Below are 25,987 nucleotides of genomic sequence, written 5' to 3'. Positions count from 1 at the left end.
CGCCGGCTACGCCGGACCGGCGCTATTCGGCGCTCCGCGCGTTCGCGCCTCGAAGCGTCCACTGGACGCTTCGCCGGCTACGCCGGACCGGCGCTCACCCCGTGTGATACAACGATTCGAAGAGGCGGGGGTCCAGGCTCGACGCCTCGAAGGTCTCGCCCTCGGTCAGGACGCTGACGGCGTCGTGGCTGTGCAGGCTCTCCTGGTGGCTCGCCACCACCCGGAAATCGCCGACCCGCGGCTCCGTCTGCAGGCTCTCGCAGAACAGCCGCGCCGCGTCCTCCACGAAGACCGGATGCGCCGCGTTCAGCTCGGCAAAGGCCTGCTCGTCCTCGCGCTTGACCATCACCTGCGTCTCCGTCGGCACCGCGCGGCGGCACAGGTCGATCATGTCCTCGAACCACAGACAGCCCTGCCCCGGCGCGATCACCGCCGAGACCCGCGCCACCGAGCGCTGCGAATGCGGCGTGGCCAGCTGCCCGCGCTGCGCCCGCGCATGCTCGCTGAGCTCCAGCGAACAGGGGCAGGTCGAGGAATAGACATAGTCCAGGTGGATGATCCGCCGCTGCACGCCGTCGGTTTCCACCAGTTCCAGCGCGATGTCGTAATACTGGTAGCCCTCCAGCCCCGAACGCAGCGAGCCCTTCTTCATCGGAAAACGGAACCGCATCATGATCCGCGCGTCGAAGCTGCCGAGATCCGCCTTGTAATCCTCCAGCGCGCGCTGGATCACGTCGAAGCTGAACGTCTTCTCCGCATGCCGGTAGAAGCTGCGCATCAGCCGCGACATGTTGATGCCCTTCTTCTCCGCCTCCAGGCTGACGGTGCCGGTGACCGAGGTCTCCAGCGTCAGATCGCCGTTGTCGCGCGTGTGATAGCGGATCGGCAGGCGGAAGTTCGAGATGCCGACATGCTGGATCGGCCGCTTCGCCCCGCGGATCAGGCTTTCCGGCCCGTTCTGCAGGTCGGGAAGCGTCGCGCGATAGTTCGGCCCCGCCTCGAAATCCTCCGGATAGGCCCGCGCCAGCGCCGGATAGGCGTCCGGCTCGGCCGCGAGCAGCCGGGTCAGCGCCGGGTCGAGGTCGGAGATCTCCTCGGGCGCCGCCCTGCCGGCCCATTGCCGCAGTACCTGAAGCGCCTGTTCCGCCTCGTCCCGGTCGGGCCGGTCGGGCCGGTCGCCGTCGATCCTGGTCTGAACGTTCATCTCATTCCCTTCCCGGGTGGACCCCCTAAGAGTTAGGGGCGACCCGCCGCTCTTGCAAACCCTGTTGCAGGTCATACGAGGCCCGGACCCGCCCGGATCACCGTTCCGCCCCCGACGCCGCGCCCGGGCTTCTTCTGGCGCGAAATACTCCGGGGGGCGCGCAACGCGCGCGGGGGCAGCGCCCCCTCCGCCCTCACCGCCCGCGCCGGCACCCGGTCTACGCCGCGTCCAGCGCCTGCCGCAGGTCGGCCAGCAGGTCGTCGGTATCCTCCAGCCCCACCGACATCCGCACCAGCCCGTCGGTGATCCCCAGTGCGGCGCGCTGGTCCTCGCTCAGCCGCTGGTGGGTCGTCGTGGCGGGATGCGTCAGAATCGACTTCGAATCCCCGAGATTGTTGGAGATGATGCAGATCTCCAGCGCGTTCAAGAACCGGAACGCGGCCTCCTTGCCGCCATTCAGGTCCAGCGACAGCACCGTGCCGCCCGCCCCCATCTGCCGCGTCGCCAGGTCGTGCTGCGGATGCGACGGCAGATGCGGATAGACCACGCGCGCCAGCCTGTCGTGCCCCTCCAGCGCTTCCGCCAACTGCAACGCCGAGTCCGCCGCCGCCCGCACGCGCAGATCCAGCGTGTCCATCCCCTTCAGCATGACCCAGGCGTTGAACGGCGACAGCGCACCGCCCGTATGCTTGAGATACGGCTCCAGCTTCTTGCGGATCAGCTCCTTCGAGCCCAGCACCACGCCGCCCAGGCAGCGCCCCTGCCCGTCGATATGCTTGGTGGTGGAATAGACCACGAGGTCCACGCCGAATTCCATCGCCCGGCTGAAGATCGGGGTGGAGAAGACGTTGTCCGCCACGACCAGCGCGCCCTTGGCATGCGCCAGCTCGGTCACCGCCTTGACGTCGATCACGTCCAGCATCGGGTTCGACAGGGTCTCGAAGAACACCAGTTTCGTATCGTCGCGGATCGCGGCCTGCCAGGCGTCCAGGTCTGTGCCGTCGACGAAATCCACCTCCACGCCGAAGCGCGGCAGGATCTCTTCGAGGATATACAGGCACGACCCGAACAGCGCCCGCGACGAGACCACGTGGTCGCCCGCCTTCAGCATCGCCATGACCGCCGCGTTCACCGCCGCCATGCCGCTGGCCGTGGCGAAGGCGTCCTCGGCCCCCTCCAGCGCGGCGATGCGTTCCTCGAACATCCGCACCGTCGGGTTGCCGTAGCGGGCATAGATGAACTCGTCGGGCCCCGCCTCGAGAAACCGCGCCTCGGCCTGCTCGGCGCTGTCGTAGACGAAGCCCTGGGTGAGGAAGATCGCCTCGCTGACTTCGCCGTACTGGCTGCGGCGGACGCCCTCGTGAACCAGCTTCGTGCGGGTGTTCCAATCCTTCGACATGTCCCTGCGCCTCCTTCGTCGCGCAACAAAAAACCCCCACCGCGTTCAAAGCGCCGGGGGTCTGGACCGTCCGACACCTCTTTAGCGGAATGATTAACGTGGCCCGCAATCCGGTGAACAAATCGCCACGGCAACCCGACTAGGGCGGCAGGCGGCCTTGGTCAAGGAAATTCCCGGCGCACGTGCCCGTTCCGGCGCCAACTGCCCGGCATTTCAGCCGTTCGCCGCCGCGCCCGCGAAAGAGCCGCGTGTCGCCGCCCGCACCGTGGCCGCACGGCAGCGTCACGCAGCCGTAACCGAGTCTTCATGCCTCTGTATTATGTCTTGGGTATCGGACAGCCACCATATCTAGAGCGTGTCGCGTTTGATCCGATTCACGCAGTCTCCGGCCGTCCCGAGGCAGCGTTCGCGCAAGCGAATGCGTTCGGGGCGGCCGGAGACTACAATTGAACGCGACATGCTCCTAGTGGCGGGATCGGAACAATGCCACTTCTCAGGGTCAATGCCGTGGGCGCCGCGCCCGCCTTGCACGGGGCGGGCGACCTCGACGCCGCGCTGCGCGCCGCCGCCGCGGCGCTGCCGCCGGGCGCCCCGGTGATCGTGCTGGTCCACGGCTACAAATACGCGCCGAGCCGCGCCGCCACCGACCCGCACCGGCACATCTTCTCGCTCGCCCCGCCGCGCGGCTGCTGGAAGACGCTGAGCTGGCCGCGCCATCTGGGCTTCGGTCGCGGCCGGCGCGGCGAGGGGCTATGCATCGCCTTCGGCTGGGAGGCGCGCGGCTCGATCTGGTCGGCCTGGGGCGCGGCGCGCGACGCCGGCATCGCGCTGGCCGAGACGATCGCGCGGCTGCGGCACTACCATTCCGGCCCGGTCGACATGGTCGCCCACTCGCTGGGCGCGCGGGTCTGCCTCGCCGCGCTGCGCCGCGCGCCGGCGGGCAGCGTCGGGCGGATGGTGCTGATGGCCGCGGCCGAGTTCCGCGGCACGGCCGCCACGGCCATGGCCGCGCCCGCGGGCCGCACGGCCGAGGTGCTGAACATCACGACGCGCGAGAACGACCTGTTCGATGCCGGGATCGAGTGGGTCCTGCGTCCGCCCGAACGCGGTGATCGGACGCTGGGCGAGGGGCTGCGGCTGGCCAACTGGCTCGACATCCAGATCGACGCGCCCGCCACCCGCCGCGCGCTGGAGCGGCTGGGGTTCCACGTGCCGCCGCCCAAGCGCCGCGTCTGCCACTGGGCGCCCTACCTGCGGCCGGGGCTCCTGCTGTTCTACGCCGCGCTTCTGCGCGACCGCGACCGCCTGTCGCTGCCGCATCTGCGCCGGGCGCTGCCCGCCTCGGCCGAACCCCGCTGGGCCCGCCTGCGGCCGGCGCGCGCCGGGTCAGGCGCCGGCGCTTCCCACCCGCAACCGGAGTTTTAGAAAAACTCCGAACCGGAAGATTACAAATCTTCCGGCCCGTTCTCTTTGCAAGAGAACGGCGTCAGCCGTCGCCTTCCTTTTCCAGCCCGTAGGTCTGGAACAGCTTGCCCTGCAGCATGAAGAAGGCGAACAGCCCGATCGTCAGCCCGAAGGTCTTGAAGTTCACCCAGGCATCCGTCGACATCGTCCGCCAGACCACTTCGTTCAGCACCGCCAGCAGAACGAAGAACCCCGTGACGCGCCTGGTCAGGATCATCCAGCCCTCGTGGGTCATCGGCAGCATCTCGTCCATCACGAGCTGCATGTAGGACCGCCCACGGAGCAGCCCGACGCCCAGCACGGCGGCGAAGAGCGCATAGATGATGGTGGGCTTCATCTTGAAGAACCGCTCGTCGTTGAGAAACACCGTCAGCCCGCCGAACACGACCACCAGCACCAGCGTGACGATCTGCATCTTCGACAGCGTCCCCGTCAGCCGCCACAGCACGAAGGTGGTCAGCGCCAGAAGCGGGATGAAGCAGGCGGTCACGACGATGAAGCCGGAATACTCGGCCCCCGCGATAATGAAGCTCCGGTCGCGCAACAGCAGGTAGCCCACGAAGAAGGCCAGGATCGGCCCCAGGTCCAGCGCCAGCTTGGTGCCCTGCGAGATCTTCTTGTCCGCCATGCGCGCGCCCTCTCCTCGGTCTGCGCCCCTACCTAATCGCTGTGGCCCGGAACATCCAGACGGCGCGGTCGGGCAGTTGTCGCCGGCGCTCCGCATGTGCGTTGGCGTTGTCTGTGGCCCGGAGGGCGCCTCTGGCGCTCCGCGGGTTCGGCGCTGAAGAGCCCCCACCAGACGCTTTTCCGGGACGCCGCATTCGGCGCTCCGCGCGTTCGCGGCTGAAAGGCGCCACTGGCGCCTTTCCGAGACGCCGCCTTCGGCGCTCCGCGCGTTCGGCGCTGAAAAGCGTCCACTGGACGCTTTTCCGGGCGCGCCTCACCCCGCTATCTCCACGATGACCGCGCCGGCGGCGATCAGCGCCATCAGGCCCAGCCGCCGCGGCCCCACGCTCTCCTTCAGCACCAGCCAGCCGATGACCGCGGCGAAGACGGTCGAGGTCTCGCGCAGCACCGCCGCCTCGCCCACCTTGTCCAGCCGCGTCGCGACCATGACCGACCCGAAGGAGAACAGCGCGACGACACCGCCCACGATCCCCCGCGCCGCCAGCGGCCCGACCTCCGGCCGATGCACCATGCTCCGCCAGCGCAGCGCCGCCAGAACCGGCATCGCGACCCCGTCGACCATGAAGAACCACGCAAGGAAGGTGAACGGGTCCGCCGTCGCCCGGATGCCGTAGGCGTCGTAGGTCGTGTAGACCGCCACGAACCCGCCGGTCAGCAGCGCCAGGCCCAGCGCCAGCGGCAGCGTCTCGCGCTCGGCGTCCAGGTAGCGCAGGTTGTAGAGCGCCAGCCCGAAGATCCCCGACAGCAGCACCGCGACCCCCAGCCACTGGCCGGGCGTGAAGATCTCTCCGAACAGCAGATAGGCCCCGATCACGGTGAACAGCGGCCCCGTCCCCCGCACCACCGGATAGACCACCGTGTAGGCGCCCTTGGTATAGGCCGCCGCCTGCGCCAGCTTGTAGGCGGTGTGGATCACGAAGGCGCCCGCGAAGATCGGCCACATATGCGGCTCGGGCCACGGCACCACGAACAGCGCGAACGGCATCGCGATCAGCCCGTAGCTCGCGTCGATCGCCCCGCGCGACAGCCACGGATCGTGCCGCCCCTTCTGCAGCGCCCCGAACACCGCGTGCAGGAACGCCGCGAACAGCGCCAGCCCCAGCGCCAGCACATGCCCCGCCTCGGTCCCCTCCAGCGAGATCAGCCAGGCGCTCACCCGCCGGCCGCCTTGGAACCGGCGCCCGTCATGTTAACGTTACAGTCGAGACGACCGGCAAAGGGGGCGCCCATGGTCGAGGCCATCTGGAACGAACTCTCGGGAAGCTTCTCCACCGTCAGCTGGCAGGTCTCGGGCCTGCGCCTGGTGGCGGCGCTGCTGCTGGCCGGCGCGGTGGGCCTGGAGCGCGAGATCCGCCACAAGCCCGCCGGCCTCCGAACCCACATGCTGGTCTCGCTGGCCGCCTGCCTGTTCATTCTCGTGGCGCAGCAGCTCGCCTCCCTGCCCTTCGGCGCCGGCGACGCGAACGACGCGCTGCGCATCGACCCGCTGCGCCTGATCGAGGCGGTGACCGCCGGCGTCGCCTTCCTCGCCGCGGGCATCATCTTCACCTCCGGCGGCAAGGTCCACCACGTGACGACCGGTGCCTCGATGTGGCTCGCCGGCGCCATCGGGCTGGCCTGCGGCTCGGGCCAGGTGCCGCTGGCCGGGCTCGCCACGGCGATCACCATCGGCGTGCTGTTCCTGGTGCGCGTCTTCGAGAAGGGCATCGGCACGCGATAGCGCCGCCGCCGGCTCACGCCGCCCGCTCCGCCTCCAGCCCGGTCAGCGCCGCGGCGAATTCCTGCGGGTCGAACGGCGCCAGGTCGTCGATCTGCTCGCCCACCCCGATCGCGTGGATCGGCAGCCCGAAGCGGTCGGCCAGCGCCACCAGCACGCCGCCCTTCGCGGTGCCGTCCAGCTTGGTCATCACCAGCCCGGTCACGTCGGCCATCTTCTGGAACGTCTCCACCTGGTTCAGCGCGTTCTGCCCCGTGGTCGCGTCCAGCACCAGCAGCGTGTTGTGCGGCGCCTCGGGGTCCTTCTTGCGGATCACGCGGACGATCTTGGCCAGCTCCTCCATCAGGTCGGCGCGGTTCTGCAGCCGCCCGGCGGTGTCGATCATCAGAAGGTCCGCGCCCTCGGTCTCGGCCTTGACCATCGCGTCGAAGGCCAGGCTCGCCGGATCCGTCCCCTGCGGCGCGGTCAGCACCGGCACGCCGGCGCGCTCGCCCCAGACCTGCAGCTGCTCCACCGCCGCCGCGCGGAAGGTGTCGCAGGCGGCGATCACCACCGACTTGCCGGCGCCGTTGAACTGGCTCGCCAGCTTGCCGATCGTGGTGGTCTTGCCCGAGCCGTTCACGCCCACCACCAGCACCACCTGCGGCTTCTTCGGGTAGATCGGCAGGGGCTTGGCCACCGTCTCCATGATCCGCCCGATCTCGCTGGCCAGCAGCCGCTTGATCTCTTCGGCCGAGAGCTTCTGCCCGAACCGCCCCTCGGCCATGTTCGAGGTGACGCGCAGCGCGGTGTCCACCCCTATATCGGCGGTGATCAGCAGATCCTCCAGGCTTTCCAGCATGTCGTCGTCGAGCACCCGGCGGACGACGGGCTTGCTGCCGCGCCCCATCAGCCGGCCGAGAAGCCCCGGCCGCTCCGCCGGCATCTCCTGGGGCAGATCCATCGGGATCGGCTCGGGCTGCACCGGCTGTTCGGGCGGCGCGGCGGGCGGCACCTCGGACGGGCCGGGCGGCACCGGCTCGGGCTCGGGCACAGGCGCGGGCTCCGGGCCGGGGGCCGGTTCGGGGGCCGGTTCGGGGTCGGGCACCTCTTCCGGTTCCGGGCCGGGCGCCGGCTCCGGTTCGGGCGGCACCGGCTGCGGTTCCGGCTCCGGTTCCGGCTCGGGCGCGTCGGGCACGGGGGCCGGCTCGGGCTCGGGGCGCGGTTCGGGCGCGGGCTCCGGCTCGGGCGCGGGCTCCGGCGCCTCGTCCGCCTCGCCGCCTTCCTCCACGATGGCGTCCAGCCCCTCCTCCAGCTTCGAGGAGGACTTGAACAGCCGGTCTTTCAGCTTGCCGAAAAAGGACATGTCGCTTCTTTCCTTGCTCTCGGCCCGAGGTAATCCGTTCCGCGGGCGGATGGAAGGCCCGGGCACAGCGACGCCGCCGGATGCCCCCGAAATGCCGCCACCCTCGCCATCATGCCGCCGAAATGGCATGACAGATCCTGCCCGAACCGGACCACCGAACAGGCCCCGACGACGTGCCCGACCGAACCGCCACCACGACCCCCGGCCTCGCCTTCACCCTGGCGAGCCTCGCCCCCGTGCCGCTGCTGGCCGGGGCCGCCCTTTGCGGCACCCCGTTCACCTGGGCCGCGCTCCTCTACATGACGGCGCTCGCCTACCTCCTGGACGAGATCGTCGCCGCCGCCGCCCCGGAAGGCGTCGAGTTCCCGGCCCACGACCGCCTCTCCGTCGTCCTCGCGATCTCGCACTTCGCCCTGCTGATCCTCGCCGTCCACGCCCTTGCCACGCCCGGCCTGACCGTCCTCGAACGCCTCATGCTGTTCCTCGGCGCGGGGCTCTTCATGGGCCAGGTCTCCAACTCCAACGCGCACGAGCTGATCCATCGCGGCGACCGGCGCCTGTCGCTGCTGGGCAAGTGGGTCTATATCTCGCTGCTCTTCGGCCACCACGCCTCGGCGCATCCGCTGGTGCATCACGTCCACGTCGCCACGCCGGGCGACCCGAATTCGGCCCGCCTGGGCGAGAGCTACTGGCGCTTTCTCCCCCGCGCCTGGATCGGCTCGTTCCGCGCCGGCCTCGCGGCCGAGACCGCGCGCAGCCGCCGCGTCGGCAAGCGCCTCAACCCTTACGCGCTCTACCTCACCGGCGCCGCCTTCTGGCTGGCGCTGTCGGGCGCCATCGCCGGGCTGCCCGGCATCGCCGCCCACCTGGCGCTCGCCGCCTACGCGCAGGCGCAGCTTCTGCTATCCGACTACGTCCAGCACTATGGCCTCACCCGCGCCAAACGCCCCGACGGCCGCTACGAGCCCGTCGGCCCGCAGCACAGCTGGAACGCGCCGCACTGGCTGACGAGCCACATGATGCTGAACGCGCCGCGCCATTCCGACCACCACGCGCACCCGTCGCGCCCCTATCCCGAGCTGCGCCTGCCCTCGGCGCAGGAGGCGCCGATACTGCCCCGCAGCCTGCCCGCCATGGCGACGCTCGCGCTCGTCCCCGCGCTCTGGCGCCGGGTGATGGACCGCCGCGTCGCCCGCTGGCAGCCGAAAGGGGATGCGCAGTACGCCGCCGAATGAGGCGCGATGTCACTGGCCCGCGGCCCGCGTTTCTGGCAACCTGCCCCCATGCGCCCGATCAGTTTCCTCCTCGCCCTGTCCCTCGCCGCCCCCGCGGCGGCGCAGGACGCGATGACCGCCGAAGAGTTCGAATCCTACGTCACCGGCCGCACCCTGACCTATCACGACCAGGGCGAGGCCTACGGGATCGAGCAATACCTGCCCAACCGCCAGGTCCGCTGGGCCTATCTCGGCGACGAGTGCTGGGACGGCTACTGGTACGCCGAGGGCGAGAACATCTGCTTCGTCTACGAACACGACACCACCCCGAAATGCTGGCGCTTCACCGAAAGCGGCGGCCGCCTCTCGGCCGTCTTCATGGGCTCCGAGACCGGCCGCGAGCTCTACGAGGTCGAGAACAGCGAGGAGCCGCTGGTCTGTCGCGGGCCGGATGTGGGGGTGTAGGAGGACGCCGTGCAGCGTGACTGAAGCCGCACGACAAGACACTGGATCAGCCGCGGGGCATCCCCACCTGCTTCGCGCGGCGGAACGCCGTGCAGCGCCGCCCCGCCCCCCCGGGGCGGCGCTTCTGGCGAGGACGGTGCCAAGTGTCCGACCTTGATGCTTATGTCTCCGGCATCGCAAGGCTCGACCGCGCCCCGGCGGGTCGGCGCTGCACGGCGTCCCACTCGCCAGGGGCCGCTATCCGGCAAAAGCCGAAAAGGCCGTGTCCTGCCGCGCGTCCGGACCAAACCCTGTTACCGCTATCTGTATAAATTACAGACAGTTAGACCCCCGTCCAACCTCGGACACCCTTGGACGCCTTCAGAACAGTTCCCCCTGCTCCGGCGGCTCCCCGCCGCCTTTCGACCGCCGCCCGGCCGTCCCGCCGAGCTTCAGCCGGCCGTCCATGAACTCGATCTCCAGCCCCGCCGCCGCCTCGGCCTCCTCCTTCCGGGTCACCACCCGGCCCTCGCCCCGCACGACCGCGTAGCCCCGCTTCAGCGTCTCCCGGTAGCCCAGGCTCTGGCGCAGCCGTTCCAGCCCCTCCAGCCGGTCGGTCCAGCCCGCCACCTGCGCCCGCCCGGCCGCCGCCAGCCGCCGCACCGCCGCGCCGAAGGCCTCGCGCTGCCGCGCCAGGTCGCGCCGCAGGACCGAGCCGCGCAGCCGCCCGGCCGTCCCCGACAGCGCCCGCTCCTTTTCCCGCACCAGCCGCCACAGCGCCGGCTCCAGCCGCCGCCCGCAGGCCGCCGCCGCGCGGCCCTGCTCCTCGACCCGCCGGCGCAGCACACCGGGCCGCAGATGCACCGCCGCCTCGGCGAGCCGCGCCCGCCGCCGCTCGCGGCCGGTCTCCATCGCCCGCTCCAGCCGGTCGCCGGCCCAGTCGAGCCGCTGCCGCGCCTGCGCCACCAGCGTCTCGGGCCGCGGCAGCGCGCGGCTCACGTCGCCCAGCCGCTGCCGGCGCCGGCCCACGGCCTCGGTCATCGCGCGGCTCAGCCGGGCCTCCTGCTGGTCGGCCCAGGCCATCAGCTCCATCCGCACCGGCACCGCCAGCTCCGCCGCCGCGGTCGGCGTCGGCGCCCGCCGGTCCGACACGTAATCGATCAGCGTGGTGTCGGTCTCGTGCCCCACCGCCGAGATCAGCGGGATCGCGCTGGCCGCCGCCGCCCGGGCGACGCTTTCCTCGTTGAAGCCCCACAGATCCTCGATCGACCCGCCGCCGCGGGCGACGATGATCAGGTCGGGCCGCGGCAGCGCGCCCCCCGGCGTCAGGCCGTTGAACCCCTCGATCGCCCGCGTTACCTCGGGCGCGCAGCGCTCGCCCTGCACCGCGACGGGCCAGATCAGCACCTTGCGTGGGAACCGGTCGCGCAGCCGGTGCAGGATGTCCCGGATCACCGCGCCCGACGGCGAGGTGACGACCCCGATCACCTCGGGCAGATACGGCAGCGGTTTCTTCCGCGACTCCTCGAACAGCCCCTCGGCGGCCAGCGCCTTCTTGCGCTTTTCCAGCATCGCCATCAGCGCGCCGACCCCGGCGGGGCGCACCTCCTCGACGTTCAGCTGGTACTTGGACTGCGAGCCGAAGGTGGTCAGCCGCCCCGTCGCGACGACCTCCATGCCTTCCTCGGGCTTCACCGTCAGCCGCGCCACCTGCCCCTTCCAGGACACGGCGGCCAGCACGTTGCGGTCGTCCTTGATGTCGAAATACAGATGCCCCGAGCGGGCGGCGAAGACGCGACCCACCTCGCCCTTCACCCGGACGCGGCCGAACTCGCCCTCCAGAACGCGCTTCACCGCCCCGGAGATCTCCGAGACGGTGTATTCGTGGGCGTTCTCGCCCGGGGTCGGATCGTCGATCAGGTCGGACATGGCCGCGACCATGCCCGATCCGGCCGCGAAGGAAAAGTCAGGCGGCCTTGCGCTCGTGCCGCCCTTCGGCGATCTCCTCGATCAGCTTGTCGCAGAACGGGTCCAGATCGCCGGGGTTGCGGCTGGTGACGAGGCCGGTCTCGCAGACCACGGCGCTGTCCTCCCAGATCCCGCCCGCATTCTCCACGTCGGTGCGGATCGAGTGGTACGAGGTCATCGCCCGGCCATGCGCGATGCCGGTCTCGATCAGCAGCCAGGGCGCGTGGCAGATCGCGCCGACGACCTTGCCGGCGTCGAAGACCGCCTTGATGAAGGCCAGCGCGTCGGGCTCGACCCGCAGCAGGTCGGGGTTGATCTGCCCGCCGGGCAGCACCAGCGCGTCGTAATCGGCCGCTTTCGCGTCCTTCAGCGGGCGGTCCACCTTGACCGGGCGGCCCCAGTCGTCGGTGTCCCAGCCGGTGATCTCGCCGGCCTGCGGCGCGATCACATGCACCTCCGCGCCCGCGTCGCGCAGCTTGTGAAGCGGGGCCTCCAGTTCCGACTGTTCGAATCCATGGGTCGCAAGGATGGCGACCCGCTTTCCGTGAATGCCAGGCATCTTCGTCCTCCGGATTGTCCTGAGATCGTGTTGCCGGGCAAACGTGCCGCGCCGCCCGCCGGTTCCGCCGTCGCTTGCCTCTGCGCGCGCGCTTGCCTAATCAGGCGCCCGAGCGGCAACGGGAGCGGTCCATGAACATCCTCATCCTCGGCGGCGGCGGGCGCGAGCATGCGCTGGCCTGGGCCGCGATGCAGAACCCCGCCTGCGACCGGCTGATCGTGGCGCCGGGCAATGCCGGGATCGCCGAGATCGCCGAATGCGCCCGGCTCGACATCGAGGACGGCGCGCGGGTGGTGGATTTCTCCGTCGCCAACTCGGTGGATTTCGTGATCGTGGGGCCGGAGGCGCCGCTCGCGGCCGGCGTGGCGGACGACCTGCGCGCCGCCGGCATCCTGTGCTTCGGCCCGTCGAAGGCCGCGGCCGAGCTGGAGGCGTCGAAGCGCTTCACCAAGGAGATCTGCGATGCCTGCGGCGCGCCCACCGCGGCCTGGGCGCGGTTCGACGCGGCGCAGCCGGCGAAGGACTACGTCGCGGCGCAGGGCGCGCCCATCGTGGTCAAGGCCGACGGGCTGGCCGCCGGCAAGGGGGTGATCGTGGCCGAGACGGTGGACCAGGCGACCGATGCCATCGACGAGATGTTCGGCGGCGCCTTCGGCGACGCCGGCGCCGAGGTGGTGATCGAGGAATTCATGACCGGCGAGGAAGCCTCGTTCTTCGTCCTCTGCGACGGCGCGGACGTCCTGCCCATCGGCACCGCCCAGGACCACAAGCGCATCGGCGAGGGCGATACCGGCCCCAATACCGGCGGCATGGGCGCTTATTCGCCGGCCCCGGTGCTCTCGCCCGAGGTGGAGCGCCGGGCGCTGGACGAGATCGTGAAGCCCTGCGTCGCCGAGATGGCGCGGCGCGGCACGCCTTACCAGGGGGTGCTTTACGCCGGGCTGATGATCGCGGACGGGGCGCCGCGGCTGGTGGAATACAACGTCCGCTTTGGCGACCCGGAATGCCAGGTGCTGATGATGCGGCTGGGGGCGCAGGCGCTGGACCTGATGATCGCCTGCGCGCGCGGCGCGCTGGGCGAGGCCCGCGTCAACTGGGCCGACGATCACGCGATGACCGTGGTGATGGCGGCGAACGGGTATCCGGGCGCCTACGAGAAGGGCGGCACGATCGCCGGGCTGGAATCGCTGCCCGAGGATTCGATGCACATGGTGTTCCACGCCGGCACCGCCGAGCGCGACGGCCGGATCGTCGCGAACGGGGGCCGGGTGCTGAACGTGACCGCGCGCGGCGACGACCTCGCGGCGGCGCGCGACCGGGTCTACGCGATGATCGAGAGGATCGACTGGCCCGACGGCGTGTATCGGACAGACATCGGCTGGCGGGCGCTGGCGCGGTGAGCGAGGACGTCGCCTTTCGTCCCGCCCCGCTGCGGGCGCCGCGGCGCTACGTGCTGTCCGGCGGGCAGTTGACCGCCGAGGACGGCTGGTCGCTGCCCCTGGCGGAGGTCACCGACTCCGCCTTCGTGACGCACCGGGCGCGCGGCAATCGCATGGTGCGGCTGGATCTGCGCACCGGCACCGAGACCCGCCGCCTGGCCCTGACCGTTCCGGAGGCGGGCTGGCCGGACGGACCCGAGGCGGCGACGTTCCGGCGGCTGGTATTGGCCGTGCTGCGCGCGCGCCCCGACCTGCCGGTCGTCACCGGCGAGTACGGCTGGGGGCGGCTGGCGTTTTTCGGAATCGGCGCGGTGTCGCTGCTCGGCGGCCCGACGCTCTTCGGCCTGGCGCTCGCCACCGGGCTCAGCGGCGACCGGCTGGCCGGCGCCGCGATGCCGGCGCTGCTGCTGACGCTGATCGGCGCGCTGGTGGGCTGGTCCTACCGCCCGTGGCAGCGCCTGCCGCGCGTCTCCGCGGGGGCGCTGGCGGATGCGCTGGAGCAGACGACAGACACGAACGCAACATCTGCGGCGCATTGATCGCGGATCATTCACCGAAAATATCACATTTCCAACATTCAGCGCGTTTTGCAGGCCATCACCGCCCCAACCGACCCGGCGCCGTCGAACGGTCCCGCGCGGCGCGAGACGAGCCGCCCGGCCTCCAGCCGCGTCACGATCACATGCTCCCATGCCGCATCGGCGGTGACCATTTCCGGCCCGGCGCCGCAATCGCGGACGCCGCCGGTGATCGCAGACTCGCCGATGCGGTGGTTGCTCAGCCCCCGGGCCGCGGCCACCTCGGTCAGCCGCCCCGGCGCATAGCGCCAGACGCGCAGGATCCGGGCCAGGTGCGGGCGGTCGACATAGGCCAGCTCCATCGCCCCGTCGCCGTCCAGATCGGCCGCGCCCACGGGCGCCAGCCAGCGATGCGGCCGGCCGATATAGGGCGTGGCCGCGTCGAGCACCAGGTCGCGCCCGGTCCAGCGATAGACGGCCAGCTGCGCGCCCTGCCCCGCATGGCTGCGCACCACGATCACCTCGTTCGTGCCGTCGCCGTCCAGATCGACCAGCCGCGGCGCCACGTCCTCGAAGACATGCGCGTCGTCAAGCACGATCCGGTGGCCGCAATTGCCGTGATTGCCGGGCGCATCGACCCACAGCGCCTCCGGCTCGCTGTCGCGGCTCAGCACGAAGTGGCGGTAGCGCGCGACGGGCGCGTCGAACCAGGCCCGGGCGATCGCGCCGCGGGTCTCGGCGTCGGTCACGACGCTGCCGGGATAGGCCGTCTCGTCGGCCGGAGAGATCTCGCAGGCCGCCGCCCGCACCGCCAGAAGGCACAGCGCGAACGCGGCGGCGGCGCGCATCAGATCTGCTTTTCCGGCATCTGTACGACCAGCCCGTCCAACTCGTCCGTCACCTTGAGCTGGCAGGTCAGGCGCGAGCGGTCGGGGTCGGGCTCGTAGGCGAAATCGAGCATGTCCTCCTCCATCGCCTCGCGGTCGGGCAGCTTCGCCACCCAGTCGGGATGCACGTAGACATGACAGGTCGAACAGGCGCAGGCGCCGCCGCAATCGGCCTCGATCCCGGGAATGCTGTTGTCCCGTGCGCCTTCCATGACGGTCAGCCCGTTGGCCACGTCGACCGTGTGTTCGGTGCCGTCGTGCTCGATATAGGTGATCTTCGCCATCGGTGTCCTCGTGTCGCCTGCGCTTTCCCGGGCCGAGATAAGGCCTCGGGCCGGGATTTGCGAGTCACTTTCTGTGCCGGGGCGGGCGCGGTACGCGGGGAAACGGGCTTGGGAACGGGCTTGCGCGGCGCGCCATATGTTCTATTTTCGTTCTCATGCAGCCGCGCCCCGATCCCTGGCCCCGCCCGCCCTCCTGCTGCCCGCATGACCTGCTGGACCTGCCGCCGGGGAACGCGCGGGTGGCGGTGGCGGGCCTGGTGCTGGTGCGGCAGCGGCCGGGCACGGCGAACGGGGTGATCTTCGTGACGCTGGAGGACGAGACGGGCGTGGCCAACGTGATCGTCTGGCGCAAGGTCTACGAACGCTTCCGGCGGGCGGTGATCGCGGGGCGGCTTCTGAAGGTGACGGGCCGGGTGCAGCGCGAGAGCGGCGTCACCCATATCATCGCCGAGGAGATCGAGGACCTGTCGCACCTGCTCGACAGCCTGTTGCAGGAGGACCCCGCCCCGGCGGCCCCCGGGACAGGCGGCTAGGCAGCGGCGCCACGAGCGGCTATGATCCGCAGCGAACCGGCCCGAGAGAGGCGCGAGCAGTGATCAGGATTTCCACGGGACTGGCGCTTGGCGCCACGCTTGCCGTCGCCGGGTGCGGCGAGGCGCCTCTGGCGGACGTGACCCAGCTTCACGAACCCGAGCCGATCCGGATGCGGGGCGAAGGCCCGCCGGGCGCCGACCCCGACGGCTGCTACGGGCAGGACGCGACGCCGGCGGTGATCGAGACGGTCACCCAGCAGGTGATGCTGCAGCCGCCCTCGGTGTCGACCGACGGCAAGGTGCTGTATCCGGCGGTCTACAAGACCGAGACCCGCCAGCAGATCGTCGAGGAACGGCGCGAGCTGTGGTTCGAGACCCTGTGCGCGGCAGAGCTGACGCCGGAATTCGTGTCGTCGCTCCAGCGGGCGCTGGCGGCGCGGGGGCATTACCGCGGGCCGATCGACGGCGAGATGACGGCCCGGACCCGCGCGGCGATCCGCGCCTACCAGCAGCCGCAGGGGCTGGACAGCGCGATCCTGTCGCTGGCGGCGGCGCGGCAGCTGGGCCTGGTGGAGGTCGCGCGCATCCACGACTGACGCGCATGATCCGGCGTCGGACCCAGCGCCCGGCCGCGCCTCAGACCGAGCCTTCCGTCTCGATCCGGATCGTCGTGCCGCAATGCTTGCAATGCACCGCGTCGGCGTCGTGCAGCAGCAGGCCGCATTCGGGGCATTCGTGGCGCACCTTGGTCGGCCGGAACAGCACCTGCGCCAGCCGCAGGAACAGGGTGACGCCGAAGATCATCACCGCGACGGCCAGCATCCGCCCCGCCGTGCCGTCGAGCGTGATGTCGCCGAAGCCGGTCGTCGTCAGCGTGGTGACCGTGAAGTAGAGCGCGTCGGCATAGTTGCCGATCTCGGGGTTCACCTCGTGCTGCAGCGCATAGATCAGCCCCGTCATCACGAAGAGGAAGACGAAGAGGTTGATCGTGGCCAGCGTCACCTCCTCGTATTTGCGGAACTTCGGGAAGTCGTGCCGCAGCCGGCGCAGGAGCTGATAGGTATGCAGAAGCCTGAGCGTCCGGAGAACCCGCAGAAAGCCGAACCCCTCCCCGGCGATCGGCGCGAGGAACGACACCATCGCCACCACGTCGGCCCAGGTGGCGGGCCGCACGAAGAAATGCGCCTTGCGCCGGTCGATGGAGAACCGGGCCAGGAAATCGGCCAGGATCACCGCGCCCAGCACCGCGTCGGCGATCTCGACCGGGCGGGTATGCGGAAAGAACGAGGTCACGATCACGAAGGCGATCGTGCCCAGGTCGAAGGCGAGCAGGGCATAGCGAAAGCGGTGCGCCGCCGCGCTGCGGCCTTCGTAGAGGTGGCGGAGTGTCGCAAGCATGGCCGTTGTCCCGAGCGTGTCCGCAGACCTAGTGCATTCCGGCCGGGACGAAAACACGCGACCTGGCCCGATACGGGCGCCTTCCCGTCTTCTTCTCGTTCAAAATACGCAAACGAGGCGGTCGGTCCCGGTGCGCCGCCGGGACAGGCGCGAGGAACGGCGCGGGCTTGCGGCGCGCACGACCCGGTCAGCGCAGTGTTGCGGCGCGGCGCCAGTCCGCGACCGACCGGTCCATCTCTGCCTGCAGCCAGGTCCGGAAACTGCGCAGCGCCGGGCGGCGGCCCGAATGCGGGCCGGTGAGAAACCAGTAGCTCGCCCCGGTCGCCACACGGTCGGGAAACGGCGCGACAAGGCGCTGCCCGTCGACCTGGTCGGCGGCGAGCGTCTCCCAGGCCATGAATACGCCCTGCCCCGCCATCGCCGCGTCGAGGCACAGCGAGGCGTCGCCATAGCTGGGGCCCGCGGGGATGTCGGCCACCGCCAGGCCGTGGCCGTCCAGCCAGACGTCCCAGCCGAAGAGCTGCTCGGTCTCGCGGATCACCGGGTGGCGGAACAGGTCGGCCGGCGTGGCGATCGTGGCGCCGAGCGCCGGCGCGCAGACCGGGAAGACCCGCTGCTGCAGGAGCCGGGTGGCCTCGACGCCGCGACCGGGCGTGCGGCCGACGCGGATGCAGGCGTCGACCCCCGAGGCGTCCGGGTCGACCAGCGCGACGGTCGGTTCGAGCCGCACCGAGATGTCGGGATGCGCCGCGGCGAAGCGGTGGATGCGCCAGATCAGCCAGCGGCTGGCAAAGATCGGCGCGACCGAGACGGTGAGCGTCCGGCTGCCGGTGGCCCGCAGATCCTCGACCGTGGCGGCCATGTCCTGCAGCGCGCGGGTCAGCCGCGGCAACGCAGCGGCGCAGGGGGCCGTGGGGACAAGGCCGCCGGGCCGTCTGGCGAACAGGGTCCGGCCGAGCGCGGCCTCGATCTTCGCCAGCCGCTGGCTGAGCGCGCCGGGCGTCACGCCCAACTCGGCGGCGGCGGTGGCGAGGCTGCCGGTACGGCCGATGGCTTCCACCGCGCGCAGCCCCGACAGGTTGATCGTGTTGAGCGCACGCATTTAGCTTTTCTAAAGCCGCCGCCTTCAAAGATCAATTCTCTCGGCAACCGCCGGGTGGCATGTTTCGCGCATGACATCTTCACTCCGCATATCCCCGCTCCGCGTCGCCCCGCTCCGCACCGCATTTCGGCGCGCGGCCCCGCCGCGCCCGCCCGATCCCGAGCTTCAATGGCGGCGCGATCCGCTGTCGCATCCCGACATTCAAGCGATGTCGGAACGCGAGCTGGCGGACCTGCCCTTCGCGCCCCACGGGCTGCGGCCGGTCTGAGGCCGGGCCCAAACGAAAAAGGGGCGCCCCGCGGGGCGCCCCTTTCGTCAGGTCGGTCTGCGCGGTCTCAGCCGTCTTCCAAGCCGATCGCCACGAAGCGGGGCTCGCCCTCGCGGCGGACCAGCAGCAGGAGCGAGCGGCGGCCGGCGTCGCGGGCGGCCGCGATCTGCTCTTCCAGCTCGGCCACGGACTGCACCTTGGTCTGGCCGGCCTCGGTGATCAGGTCGCCGGCGCGCAGGCCCTTCTCGTAGGCTTCGCTCATCTCGTCGACCGCGGTGACCACCAGGCCGTTGAGGTTCTCGGCCACGCCGAGCTGCTCGCGCAGATCCTCGTTGAGCCGGGTGACGGTGATGCCGAGGATGTCCTTCTCCTCGGGCTCCGCCTCCTGCTCGACCGAGGCGGGCACGGCGCTTTCCGCCTCTTCGCGGCGGCCCAGCGTCACCGACAGGGTCTGGGTCTGGCCCTCGCGGAAGACGACGACGCGGACGGTCTTGCCGACCGGCGAGTTGCCGACCACGCGCACCAGCTGGCGGGTGTCCTCGACATCGACGCCGTCGAAGGTGACGATCACGTCGCCCGCCTCGATGCCGGCCTCCATCGCGGGGCCTTCGGGCACGTCGGTGACCAGCGCGCCGTTCGCCTCTTCGAGGCCCAGCGACTCGGCGATGTCCTCGTCCACGTCCTGGATGCGCACACCCAGCCAGCCGCGGCGGGTCTCGCCGTATTCCTGCAGCTGGTCGACGACGCGGGTGACGACGTTCGAGGCCATCGAGAAGCCGATGCCGATCGAGCCGCCGTTGGGCGACAGGATCGCGGTGTTCACGCCGATCACGTCGCCGTCCATGTTGAACAGCGGGCCGCCCGAGTTGCCGCGGTTGATGGCCGCGTCGGTCTGGATGTAGTCGTCATAGGTGCCCGACAGCGCCCGGTTGCGGGCCGAGACGATGCCGACCGAGACCGAAAAGCCCTGGCCCAGCGGGTTGCCCATGGCCATGACCCAGTCGCCGACGCGCGCGGTGTCGCTGTCGCCGAAGTCGACATAGGGCAGCGGCTCGTCCGAGGAGACCTTCAGAAGCGCGATGTCGGTGTTGGGGTCGGTGCCCACGACGTCGGCTTCCAGCTCCTCGCCCGAGAAGAACTCGATATTGACGACGTCGGCGCCCTCGATGACGTGGTTGTTGGTGACGATATAGCCGTCTTCCGAAATCACGAAGCCCGAGCCCAGCGCCGACGAGCGGCGCGGCCGGCCGGGGCCGTCGTTGCGGTCCATGAAGTCGCGGAAGAAGTCCTCGAAGGGCGAGCCTTCGGGCACCATCGGCGACGGGTTGGTGTTGCCGGCGACGCTGGTCGCGGTGGTGATGTTCACCACGGCCGGGCTGATCCGCTCCGCCAGGTCGGCGAAGCTGCCGGGACGGGTCTGCGCGGTCGCCGTGAGGGCCTGCGCGACAAGGAAGGCCAGGCCCAGAAGCGAGATCCAGGCGGCGCGGATCAGCCGCGGGTCGCCGGATCTCTGGGGGACGGTGATTGCCTGAGGTGTCAAGAAGTCTCTCCGTTTGCTTTTCTCCCCCCGCAGGGAAATCGCCGGGGGCGTCCTGTGCGTGGGAATGTCTACGTATGAGCGAAATTGCACAACACAAACCCCCGTCGCGAAGTCTCAACTGCATGTGAGCCCCGCGGATGGTGGGCGTGAGCATGACACGCGCCGGCGCGCAAGGCCAGCGCGCAATGACCCGGCGGCAGCGATCCGCCGGGCGTCAGGCGCCCAGCACCTTGGCCAGCCAGACCAGCAGCACGCCCGCCGCGAGCGCGCCGAGGCCGACCATGCGCCGGGTCTCGGACGGCATCTCGGCCAGGGTGCGGAGAAGGTCCTCCAGACGCGAAGGGGCCAGTGCGAACACCAGCCCCTCGACACAAAGCACCAGCCCGAGGGCCAGAACGATCACGGCCATGGGCGGCTCAGCCTCCGGCCTCTTCGTCCTCCGGCTCCGGCTCCGTCTCCGGCGCCGGGGTCGTTTCCTCCTCGGGCTCCGGCGTCGCCGCCGGATCCGCGTCCGGCGTGGCGGCGGCGTCCTCGCCGGCCGGCGCATCGCCCTCGGGCATGTCGGCGGCCGACGACTCGGGCGCCGGCACCGGCGGCGGGAAGGTGCCGCCGCGGCCCGAGGCGCTGTCGAGGTAGTTGAAGAACTCGCTGTCGGGCGAGATCACCAGCGTCGAGTTCTGCCCCTGCAGCGACCGGGTATAGGCCGTGAGCGAGCGGTAGAACTCGAAGAACTCCGGATCCTGGCCGAAGGCCTCGGCGAAGATGCGGTTCCGCGCCGCGTCGGCCTCGCCTCGGATGATCTCGGATTCGCGGTTGGCCTCGGAGACCAGCTCGACCACGGTCCGGTCGGCCTGGGCGCGGACCCGCTGCGCGGCCTCTTCACCGCGGGCGATCTCGTCGGCGGCCTCGCGCTCCCGCTCGGCGCGCATCCGGGCGAAGGTGGCGTCGAGGTTCTGGCTGGGCAGGTTGGTCTGCTTCAGCCGCACGTCGATCACCTCGATCCCCAGCGGTTCGGCGCGGGCGCGCGCCTCCTCGGTGATCCGGTCCATCAGGGCGGCCCGGTCGGCCGAGAGGATGGTGTTCGAGGTCACGCCCTCGGAGCCCAGCACGGCGCGAATCTGCGCGTTCAGGATGCCGCCCAGCCGGTCCTCGGCCGAGCGGATGCCGCCGATGCCCACCGCCTGCCGGAACTGCACCACGTCGGCGATGCGGTAGCGGGCGAAGGCGTCGACCACCAGCCGGCGGTCGTCCGACGGCGTCACCTCGGTCGGCGGCGTGTCGAGCGACAGGATCCGGTCGTCGTAGCGGACCACGTCCTGGATGAACGGGATCTTGAAGGCCAGGCCCGGGTTTTCCTTGACCGACTTGATCTGGCCGAACTGCAGCACCAGCGCCTTCTGGCGTTCGTCGACGATGAAGACCGAGGACCCGACCAGCGCGATCAGAATGACCACGATGGGAAGAAGGAATGTCAGCTTGCGCATGGCTCAGTTCCCTCCCTGGGTGCTGCTATTGGTGTTGCCGGTGCGGCGCAGCTCGTTCAGCGGCAGGTAGGGCACCACGCCCTGCCCCGCGCCATTGCCGCCGGTCACGGAGTCGTCGAGGATGATCTTGTCGACATCGCCGAGGACCCGCTCCATCGTCTCGATGTAGAGACGCTTGCGCGTCACCTCGGGGGCGTTGCGGTATTCCTCCAGCACCGCGAGGAAGCGGCTCGCCTCGCCCTCTGCCTCGTTGACGACCTGGGCGCGGTACGCCTCGGCCTCTTCCTGGACCTGCGCGGCTTCACCGCGGGCCCCGGCGAGCACCCGGTTGGCGTAGGCGTCGGCGGTGCGTTCCAGGCGGTCGCGCTCCTGCTCGGCGGCCTGCACCTCGCGGAAAGCGTCGATCACCTCGGCCGGCGGGTCGGCCTTGTCGAGGTTGATCCGCAGGATGTTGACACCGGCATTGTAGCTGTCGAGCGTCGACTGGATCAGCTGCTCGGCGGTATCGGCGATCAGCGCACGGTCCCGGTTGAGGATCGGCGCCAGTTCCGAGGCGGCGATGATCTCGCGCATGGCGGCCTCGGACACGGCCCGGATGGTCATCGCCGGGTCGCGCAGGTTGAACAGGAACTGCGCGGGGTCCTTGATGTTCCAGACCACCTGGAAGTCCAGGTCGACGATGTTCTCGTCGGTGGTCAGCATCAGGCCCGCATCCTGGCCGCGGCTGCCGGAGGTGCCGATATTCTCGGTCTGCTCGCGGGTGACGGCGAGGACCTCGGCGGTGACCAGCGGCCAGGGCGCGAAGTTCAGGCCCGGATTGCCGGTGTCGGAATAGCTGCCCAGGAACAGTTCGACCGACTGTTCTTCGGGCCGGACCGTGTAGAGCGAGGCGAAGAGCCACAGGCCCAGAAGCACCAGCACGCCGATGCCGACGGTGCCGCGGGTCAGCCGCGGGCCGCCGCCACCGCCGCCGCCGCGGTTCGGGCCGTTCGGGCGGTTGCCGCCGCCGCCCATCAGGACGCGCAGGCGCTCCTGCCCTTTCCTCACGATCTGGTCGATCTCGGGCATCTGAGACTGGTCGCCGGGACGGTTGCCGCCGGCCGGGCGGCGATCGTCGTCGTTGCCGCCTCCCTGGCCGCGGTTGCCGCCGCCGCTTCCGCCTCCTCCCCCCCAGGGGCCGCCGGAATTGCTTGACATGTACCTGTCTTTCCCTTGCTTGCCTTGTCGCCTGTCTTGTCAGACTGTCTTGCTACCTGTGCCCATCGGGCGTCGAAATCAAGCCGTTCGGGCCGGTGACTTCATCGTGACCAGCTCTTCGGCCATGGTCGGATGGACCGCGCAGACGCGGTCGAAATCCTCCTTGGTGGCGCCCATCTTCACCGCGATCCCGGCCAGCTGGATCATCTCGCCCGCATTGTCGGCGACGATGTGACAGCCCAGCACGCGGCGGGTGTCGGCGCAGACGATCAGCTTCATCAGCACGCGGTCGTGATGACCGGCGAAGGAATGCTGCATCGGCCGGAACGAGGTGCAGTAGACCTCGATCGGCCCCTGGTCGGCGGCCGCCTCCTCGGACAGGCCCACCGTGCCCAGCTCGGGCTGGGTGAAGATCGCCGAGGGCACCAGCTCGTGGTCGGGCTTCGTCGGGTTCGCCTTGAACACGGTCTCGGTGAAGGCCATGCCCTCGCGGATCGCCACCGGCGTCAGTTCCAGCCGCCCGGTCACGTCGCCGATGGCGTAGATCGAGGGCACCGAGGTCTGCGAGTAGTCGTCGACGACGATCTCGCCGCGGCGGCCCAGCTTCACGCCGGCCTCTTCCAGCCCCAGCCCGTCGGTGTTGGGCGCCCGGCCGGTGGCAAAGAAGACGTGGTCGAACTCGCGCTCGGTGCCGTTGGTGGCCTTGACCCAGACGCGGCCCGCGGCCTCGGCGGCGGTGTCGCTGTCGGGGTTCGCCTCCAGCACGCCGCTTTCCTCGATGCCAAGCGCGTCGGACTGCGTGCCCTGGTCGACCGAGCCGGCCTCGGCCGGGCACATCTCGACGATATTGGTGCCGACATGCAGGTCGACGCCCTTGGCCTTCATCATCTCGGCCACCAGCCCCCGCGCCTCGCCGTCGAAGCCGCGCAGGATCTGCGCGCCGCGGTAATACTGCGTCACCTCGACGCCGAGCCCGTTCAGGATGCAGGCAAATTCGCAGGCGATATAGCCGCCGCCGATGATCAGCACCGATTCCGGCAGCTCTTCCAGCAGGAAGATGTCGTTGGACACCAGCCCCAGCTCGGCATTCGGGATACCGGGGCGGACCGGGTGGCCGCCGGTGGCGACGAGGATGTGCTTGGCGGTAAAGGTCTCGCCGCTCGACAGCTCGACCGTATGCGCGTCCTTCAGCGTGGCGCGGGCGTCGTGGATCGTCACCCCGCTGCGTTCCAGGTTGGTGCGGTAGATCGTCTCCAGCCGGTCCAGCTCGGTATGCAGGGCCTTGCGGAAATGCGGCCAGTCGAAGGCGCCGTGCTCGACCTGCCAGCCATAGGCGCGGGCATCCTCGAACGTCTCGGAGAACTCCGAGGCGAAGACCATGATCTTCTTGGGCACGCAGCCGCGGATCACGCAGGTGCCGCCCATGCGGTATTCCTCGGCCAGCCCGACGGTGGCGCCGGTCTCGGCCGTGGTGCGCGCCGCCCGCACGCCGCCGGACCCGCCGCCGATGACGAAGAGATCGTAGTCGAAGGCCATGGATTACTCCGCGATGTCGGAAAACAGGTTGTCGGGCTCGGCGAACTCGATCCGGTCCTCTTCATGGGTGCCGGCATTGATGTCGTTCACCTCGACCCGGCCGTCGCCGTGGCCGATGATGACGATGTCGCAGATGTCGATGAACAGCCCGTTCTCGACCACTCCGGGGATCTGGTTCAAAACCAGCGACAGGTGCCGCGGGTTGCCGATGCGCTGCAGGTGCAGATCGACGATGTGGTTGCCCTCGTCGGTGACATAGGGCGCCTCGCCGTTCAGGCGCAGCGTCGCCTGCTCGCCAAGCACGTCCATGCCCGCCAGCGTCTCCTCGATCAGCGCCTTGGTGGTCTGCCAGCCGAAGGGAATGATCTCCACCGGCAGCGGGAAGGCGCCCAGCGTGTCGACCTGCTTGGTTGCGTCGGTGATGACGATCATCCGGTCCGAGGCGGTGGCGACGATCTTTTCCTGCAACAGCGCCCCGCCGCCGCCCTTGATCAGGTTCAGGTCGGAGTCGAACTCGTCCGCACCGTCGATCGTCAGGTCGAGCCACTTGGCCTCGTCCAGGCTGATCACCTCGATGCCGACCTTCCGCGCCAGTTCCGCGGTGCGGGTGGAGGTCGGCACGCCCTGGATCCTCAGCCCGTCCTCGCGCACCAGCTCGCCCAGGCAGCGCACCATCCACGCGGCGGTGGACCCGGTGCCCAGCCCGACGCGCATGCCGTCCTCGACGAAATCCACCGCGCGCTTGGCGGCGACGAACTTGGCGGTGTCGATGGGCGACAGGTTTCCGGACATCTGCGGCAGCTCCCTCGGCAAGGTCCCGGGCGTTATAGGGAAGATGCGCCTGCGGTGCGAGGGGGAAATGCCCGGCCCCGGGCTGCGACGCGCCGACACGCTCGCATCCTGCGCCGCAGCGCTTATGTTGGGCGCGGAACGCGGGACGGAGCGCCGCAATGGCACGACATGTCTATGTGATACTGGGGTGGCTGTCGGTCGGGCTGGGCCTGATCGGCGTGGTGCTGCCGGTGCTGCCGACGGTTCCGTTCATGATCCTCGCGGCCTTCCTGTTCGCCAAGGGCGCGCCGCGGGCGCGGGCCTGGCTGATCGACCACGCGCATTTCGGCCCGCATATCCGGGCATGGGAAGAGGCGGGGGCGATTTCCCGCAAGGCCAAGGTGCTGGCGGTGGGCACGATGGCGGCGGTGTTCCTGGTCTCGGTCGTCACCGGGCTGCCCGGATGGGTGCTGGCGGTGCAGGCCGTCTGCATGGGTCCGGCCGCGGTCTTCGTAGCAACCCGGCCGGACGAATAGCCGTTCAGTCCCCGTGCGCCCTATCCGCCGTGCGACCCCTCGTGCATCGCGCGGCTGTCGGCGGGCGCCTCGGCCCGGTCGTGCTTGCCGTAGTCGCGCAGCACCTCGGCCACCCGCAGCCGGTAGTCGGCGAACAGCCTCTGCCGCCCGGCCTCCTGCGCGGCGCGGTGTTTCGCCAGCCGGCGCCACTCCTCCACCGCCGCCTCGTCGCGGAAGAAGGACACCGACAGAAGCTTGCCCGGGGTCGTCAGGCTCTCGAACCGCTCGACCGAGAGAAAGCCGTCGATCTCCTCCAGAAGCGGCCGCATCTCGGCTGCGATGTCGAGATAGGCGTCGCGGCAGCCCTCTGCGGGTTCGACTTCGAAGATGATGGCGATCATGGCTGTCCTCCCTTTTGCCCGGCCACCAGATCGCACCCGCGCCGAAACGGCAATCGCCCGCGCGGCTTGCACTACCGCCGTGATCCGGCGCAGGCTGGAGCTTTACGCAAAGG

The 25,987-nt window shown here is 70.3% G+C and carries 28 protein-coding genes and 1 riboswitch; of the genes, 10 read left to right on the top strand and 18 right to left on the bottom strand.

Going from position 1 to position 25,987, the window contains the following annotated elements:
• Positions 1 to 94 precede the first annotated feature (94 nt).
• Entirely contained in the window at positions 95 to 1,204 is a 1,110-nt protein-coding gene (gene folE2, locus P1J78_RS04520) for a GTP cyclohydrolase FolE2 (protein ID WP_275566133.1), read from the bottom strand.
• Between the two features lie 217 nt (positions 1,205 to 1,421).
• On the bottom strand, positions 1,422 to 2,603 hold the full coding sequence (gene metZ / locus P1J78_RS04515) for an O-succinylhomoserine sulfhydrylase (protein ID WP_275566132.1): 1,182 nt from the start codon (positions 2,601 to 2,603) through the stop codon (positions 1,422 to 1,424).
• 60 nt (positions 2,604 to 2,663) lie between these two features.
• Positions 2,664 to 2,742: riboswitch (SAM riboswitch) on the bottom strand.
• A gap of 344 nt (positions 2,743 to 3,086) precedes the next feature.
• On the opposite strand from metZ, the gene P1J78_RS04510 reads away from it, so the two are divergent.
• On the top strand, positions 3,087 to 4,028 hold the full coding sequence (locus tag P1J78_RS04510; RefSeq protein ID WP_275566131.1) for a lipase family protein: 942 nt from the start codon (positions 3,087 to 3,089) through the stop codon (positions 4,026 to 4,028).
• Between the two features lie 61 nt (positions 4,029 to 4,089).
• On the opposite strand, the gene P1J78_RS04505 is transcribed toward P1J78_RS04510, so the two are convergent.
• Both P1J78_RS04505 and P1J78_RS04500 read right to left on the bottom strand, forming a co-directional pair.
• Positions 4,090 to 4,695, bottom strand: a complete 606-nt coding sequence (locus P1J78_RS04505; protein ID WP_275566130.1) for an inner membrane-spanning protein YciB — start codon at positions 4,693 to 4,695, stop codon at positions 4,090 to 4,092.
• Positions 4,696 to 5,007: 312 nt separating this feature from the next.
• A complete protein-coding gene (locus P1J78_RS04500) occupies positions 5,008 to 5,910 on the bottom strand; it encodes an EamA family transporter (protein WP_275566129.1) in 903 nt (300 codons plus the stop codon).
• A gap of 72 nt (positions 5,911 to 5,982) precedes the next feature.
• Here P1J78_RS04500 and P1J78_RS04495 point away from each other — a divergent pair, with 72 nt between their 5' ends.
• Complete coding sequence (locus P1J78_RS04495) at positions 5,983 to 6,474, top strand: MgtC/SapB family protein (RefSeq protein ID WP_275566128.1); 492 nt, start codon at positions 5,983 to 5,985, stop codon at positions 6,472 to 6,474.
• Positions 6,475 to 6,487: 13 nt separating this feature from the next.
• Here P1J78_RS04495 and ftsY read toward each other — a convergent pair whose 3' ends face one another.
• Positions 6,488 to 7,816: a signal recognition particle-docking protein FtsY gene (ftsY, locus tag P1J78_RS04490; protein ID WP_275566127.1), complete on the bottom strand. Its 1,329-nt coding sequence runs from the start codon at positions 7,814 to 7,816 to the stop codon at positions 6,488 to 6,490.
• 173 nt (positions 7,817 to 7,989) lie between these two features.
• Between ftsY and P1J78_RS04485 the strand changes: the two genes are divergently transcribed.
• The gene (locus tag P1J78_RS04485; RefSeq protein ID WP_275566126.1) at positions 7,990 to 9,051 is read left to right on the top strand and encodes an alkane 1-monooxygenase; all 1,062 of its coding nucleotides are present in this window, start codon (positions 7,990 to 7,992) and stop codon (positions 9,049 to 9,051) included.
• A gap of 48 nt (positions 9,052 to 9,099) precedes the next feature.
• Entirely contained in the window at positions 9,100 to 9,495 is a 396-nt protein-coding gene (locus P1J78_RS04480) for a hypothetical protein (protein ID WP_275566125.1), read from the top strand.
• A gap of 360 nt (positions 9,496 to 9,855) precedes the next feature.
• Here the strand turns inward: P1J78_RS04480 and xseA are convergent, their stop codons facing one another.
• Together xseA and P1J78_RS04470 are read right to left on the bottom strand one after the other, a co-directional pair.
• On the bottom strand, positions 9,856 to 11,403 hold the full coding sequence (xseA, locus tag P1J78_RS04475; protein WP_275566124.1) for an exodeoxyribonuclease VII large subunit: 1,548 nt from the start codon (positions 11,401 to 11,403) through the stop codon (positions 9,856 to 9,858).
• 37 nt (positions 11,404 to 11,440) lie between these two features.
• Complete coding sequence (locus tag P1J78_RS04470; protein ID WP_275566123.1) at positions 11,441 to 12,001, bottom strand: type 1 glutamine amidotransferase domain-containing protein; 561 nt, start codon at positions 11,999 to 12,001, stop codon at positions 11,441 to 11,443.
• 131 nt (positions 12,002 to 12,132) lie between these two features.
• Here P1J78_RS04470 and purD point away from each other — a divergent pair, with 131 nt between their 5' ends.
• Both purD and P1J78_RS04460 read left to right on the top strand, forming a co-directional pair.
• The gene (gene purD, locus P1J78_RS04465; protein WP_275566122.1) at positions 12,133 to 13,401 is read left to right on the top strand and encodes a phosphoribosylamine--glycine ligase; all 1,269 of its coding nucleotides are present in this window, start codon (positions 12,133 to 12,135) and stop codon (positions 13,399 to 13,401) included.
• Positions 13,398 to 13,979 (top strand): hypothetical protein, encoded by a 582-nt coding sequence (locus P1J78_RS04460; RefSeq protein WP_275566121.1) that lies wholly within the window; start codon positions 13,398 to 13,400, stop codon positions 13,977 to 13,979. Before purD ends, P1J78_RS04460 begins: the two co-directional genes overlap by 4 nt.
• A 38-nt stretch (positions 13,980 to 14,017) precedes the next feature.
• On the opposite strand, the gene P1J78_RS04455 is transcribed toward P1J78_RS04460, so the two are convergent.
• The gene (locus P1J78_RS04455) at positions 14,018 to 14,806 is read right to left on the bottom strand and encodes an FG-GAP repeat domain-containing protein (protein ID WP_275566120.1); all 789 of its coding nucleotides are present in this window, start codon (positions 14,804 to 14,806) and stop codon (positions 14,018 to 14,020) included.
• Complete coding sequence (locus tag P1J78_RS04450) at positions 14,806 to 15,129, bottom strand: 2Fe-2S iron-sulfur cluster-binding protein (protein WP_275566119.1); 324 nt, start codon at positions 15,127 to 15,129, stop codon at positions 14,806 to 14,808. The genes P1J78_RS04455 and P1J78_RS04450 overlap by 1 nt, the downstream gene beginning before the upstream one ends.
• A 155-nt stretch (positions 15,130 to 15,284) precedes the next feature.
• Here P1J78_RS04450 and P1J78_RS04445 point away from each other — a divergent pair, with 155 nt between their 5' ends.
• Positions 15,285 to 15,662, top strand: coding sequence for an OB-fold nucleic acid binding domain-containing protein (locus tag P1J78_RS04445; protein WP_275566118.1), 378 nt, complete (start codon positions 15,285 to 15,287; stop codon positions 15,660 to 15,662).
• A gap of 59 nt (positions 15,663 to 15,721) precedes the next feature.
• The gene (locus P1J78_RS04440; RefSeq protein WP_275566117.1) at positions 15,722 to 16,258 is read left to right on the top strand and encodes a peptidoglycan-binding domain-containing protein; all 537 of its coding nucleotides are present in this window, start codon (positions 15,722 to 15,724) and stop codon (positions 16,256 to 16,258) included.
• Positions 16,259 to 16,298: 40 nt separating this feature from the next.
• Here P1J78_RS04440 and P1J78_RS04435 read toward each other — a convergent pair whose 3' ends face one another.
• A complete protein-coding gene (locus P1J78_RS04435) occupies positions 16,299 to 17,060 on the bottom strand; it encodes an ion transporter (RefSeq protein ID WP_275566116.1) in 762 nt (253 codons plus the stop codon).
• Positions 17,061 to 17,247: 187 nt separating this feature from the next.
• Positions 17,248 to 18,162, bottom strand: coding sequence for a LysR substrate-binding domain-containing protein (locus tag P1J78_RS04430; protein WP_275566115.1), 915 nt, complete (start codon positions 18,160 to 18,162; stop codon positions 17,248 to 17,250).
• 70 nt (positions 18,163 to 18,232) lie between these two features.
• Between P1J78_RS04430 and P1J78_RS04425 the strand changes: the two genes are divergently transcribed.
• Positions 18,233 to 18,430 (top strand): hypothetical protein, encoded by a 198-nt coding sequence (locus P1J78_RS04425; protein ID WP_275566114.1) that lies wholly within the window; start codon positions 18,233 to 18,235, stop codon positions 18,428 to 18,430.
• Positions 18,431 to 18,497: 67 nt separating this feature from the next.
• On the opposite strand, the gene P1J78_RS04420 is transcribed toward P1J78_RS04425, so the two are convergent.
• From P1J78_RS04420 to rpiA, 6 genes are all read right to left on the bottom strand, one after another.
• Positions 18,498 to 19,970, bottom strand: a complete 1,473-nt coding sequence (locus tag P1J78_RS04420) for a Do family serine endopeptidase (protein WP_374213163.1) — start codon at positions 19,968 to 19,970, stop codon at positions 18,498 to 18,500.
• A gap of 214 nt (positions 19,971 to 20,184) precedes the next feature.
• Positions 20,185 to 20,379, bottom strand: coding sequence for a DUF2065 domain-containing protein (locus P1J78_RS04415; protein ID WP_275566113.1), 195 nt, complete (start codon positions 20,377 to 20,379; stop codon positions 20,185 to 20,187).
• Between the two features lie 7 nt (positions 20,380 to 20,386).
• On the bottom strand, positions 20,387 to 21,454 hold the full coding sequence (gene hflC / locus P1J78_RS04410) for a protease modulator HflC (RefSeq protein ID WP_275566112.1): 1,068 nt from the start codon (positions 21,452 to 21,454) through the stop codon (positions 20,387 to 20,389).
• 3 nt (positions 21,455 to 21,457) lie between these two features.
• Entirely contained in the window at positions 21,458 to 22,651 is a 1,194-nt protein-coding gene (gene hflK, locus P1J78_RS04405; protein ID WP_275566111.1) for an FtsH protease activity modulator HflK, read from the bottom strand.
• Positions 22,652 to 22,729: 78 nt separating this feature from the next.
• On the bottom strand, positions 22,730 to 24,187 hold the full coding sequence (locus tag P1J78_RS04400; RefSeq protein ID WP_275566110.1) for an FAD-dependent oxidoreductase: 1,458 nt from the start codon (positions 24,185 to 24,187) through the stop codon (positions 22,730 to 22,732).
• Between the two features lie 3 nt (positions 24,188 to 24,190).
• On the bottom strand, positions 24,191 to 24,979 hold the full coding sequence (gene rpiA / locus P1J78_RS04395) for a ribose-5-phosphate isomerase RpiA (RefSeq protein WP_275566109.1): 789 nt from the start codon (positions 24,977 to 24,979) through the stop codon (positions 24,191 to 24,193).
• 158 nt (positions 24,980 to 25,137) lie between these two features.
• On the opposite strand from rpiA, the gene P1J78_RS04390 reads away from it, so the two are divergent.
• Positions 25,138 to 25,494, top strand: a complete 357-nt coding sequence (locus P1J78_RS04390) for a YbaN family protein (protein WP_275566108.1) — start codon at positions 25,138 to 25,140, stop codon at positions 25,492 to 25,494.
• A 20-nt stretch (positions 25,495 to 25,514) separates the two neighbouring features.
• On the opposite strand, the gene P1J78_RS04385 is transcribed toward P1J78_RS04390, so the two are convergent.
• Complete coding sequence (locus P1J78_RS04385) at positions 25,515 to 25,874, bottom strand: antibiotic biosynthesis monooxygenase family protein (protein ID WP_275566107.1); 360 nt, start codon at positions 25,872 to 25,874, stop codon at positions 25,515 to 25,517.
• Positions 25,875 to 25,987 lie beyond the last annotated feature (113 nt).

It is taken from the genome of Psychromarinibacter sediminicola, from assembly GCF_029168335.1.
GTDB classification, from domain to species: domain Bacteria; phylum Pseudomonadota; class Alphaproteobacteria; order Rhodobacterales; family Rhodobacteraceae; genus Psychromarinibacter; species Psychromarinibacter sediminicola.
The sequence above is the reverse complement of the archived record's forward strand: the minus strand, read 5'-3'. Positions and strand labels throughout refer to the sequence as shown.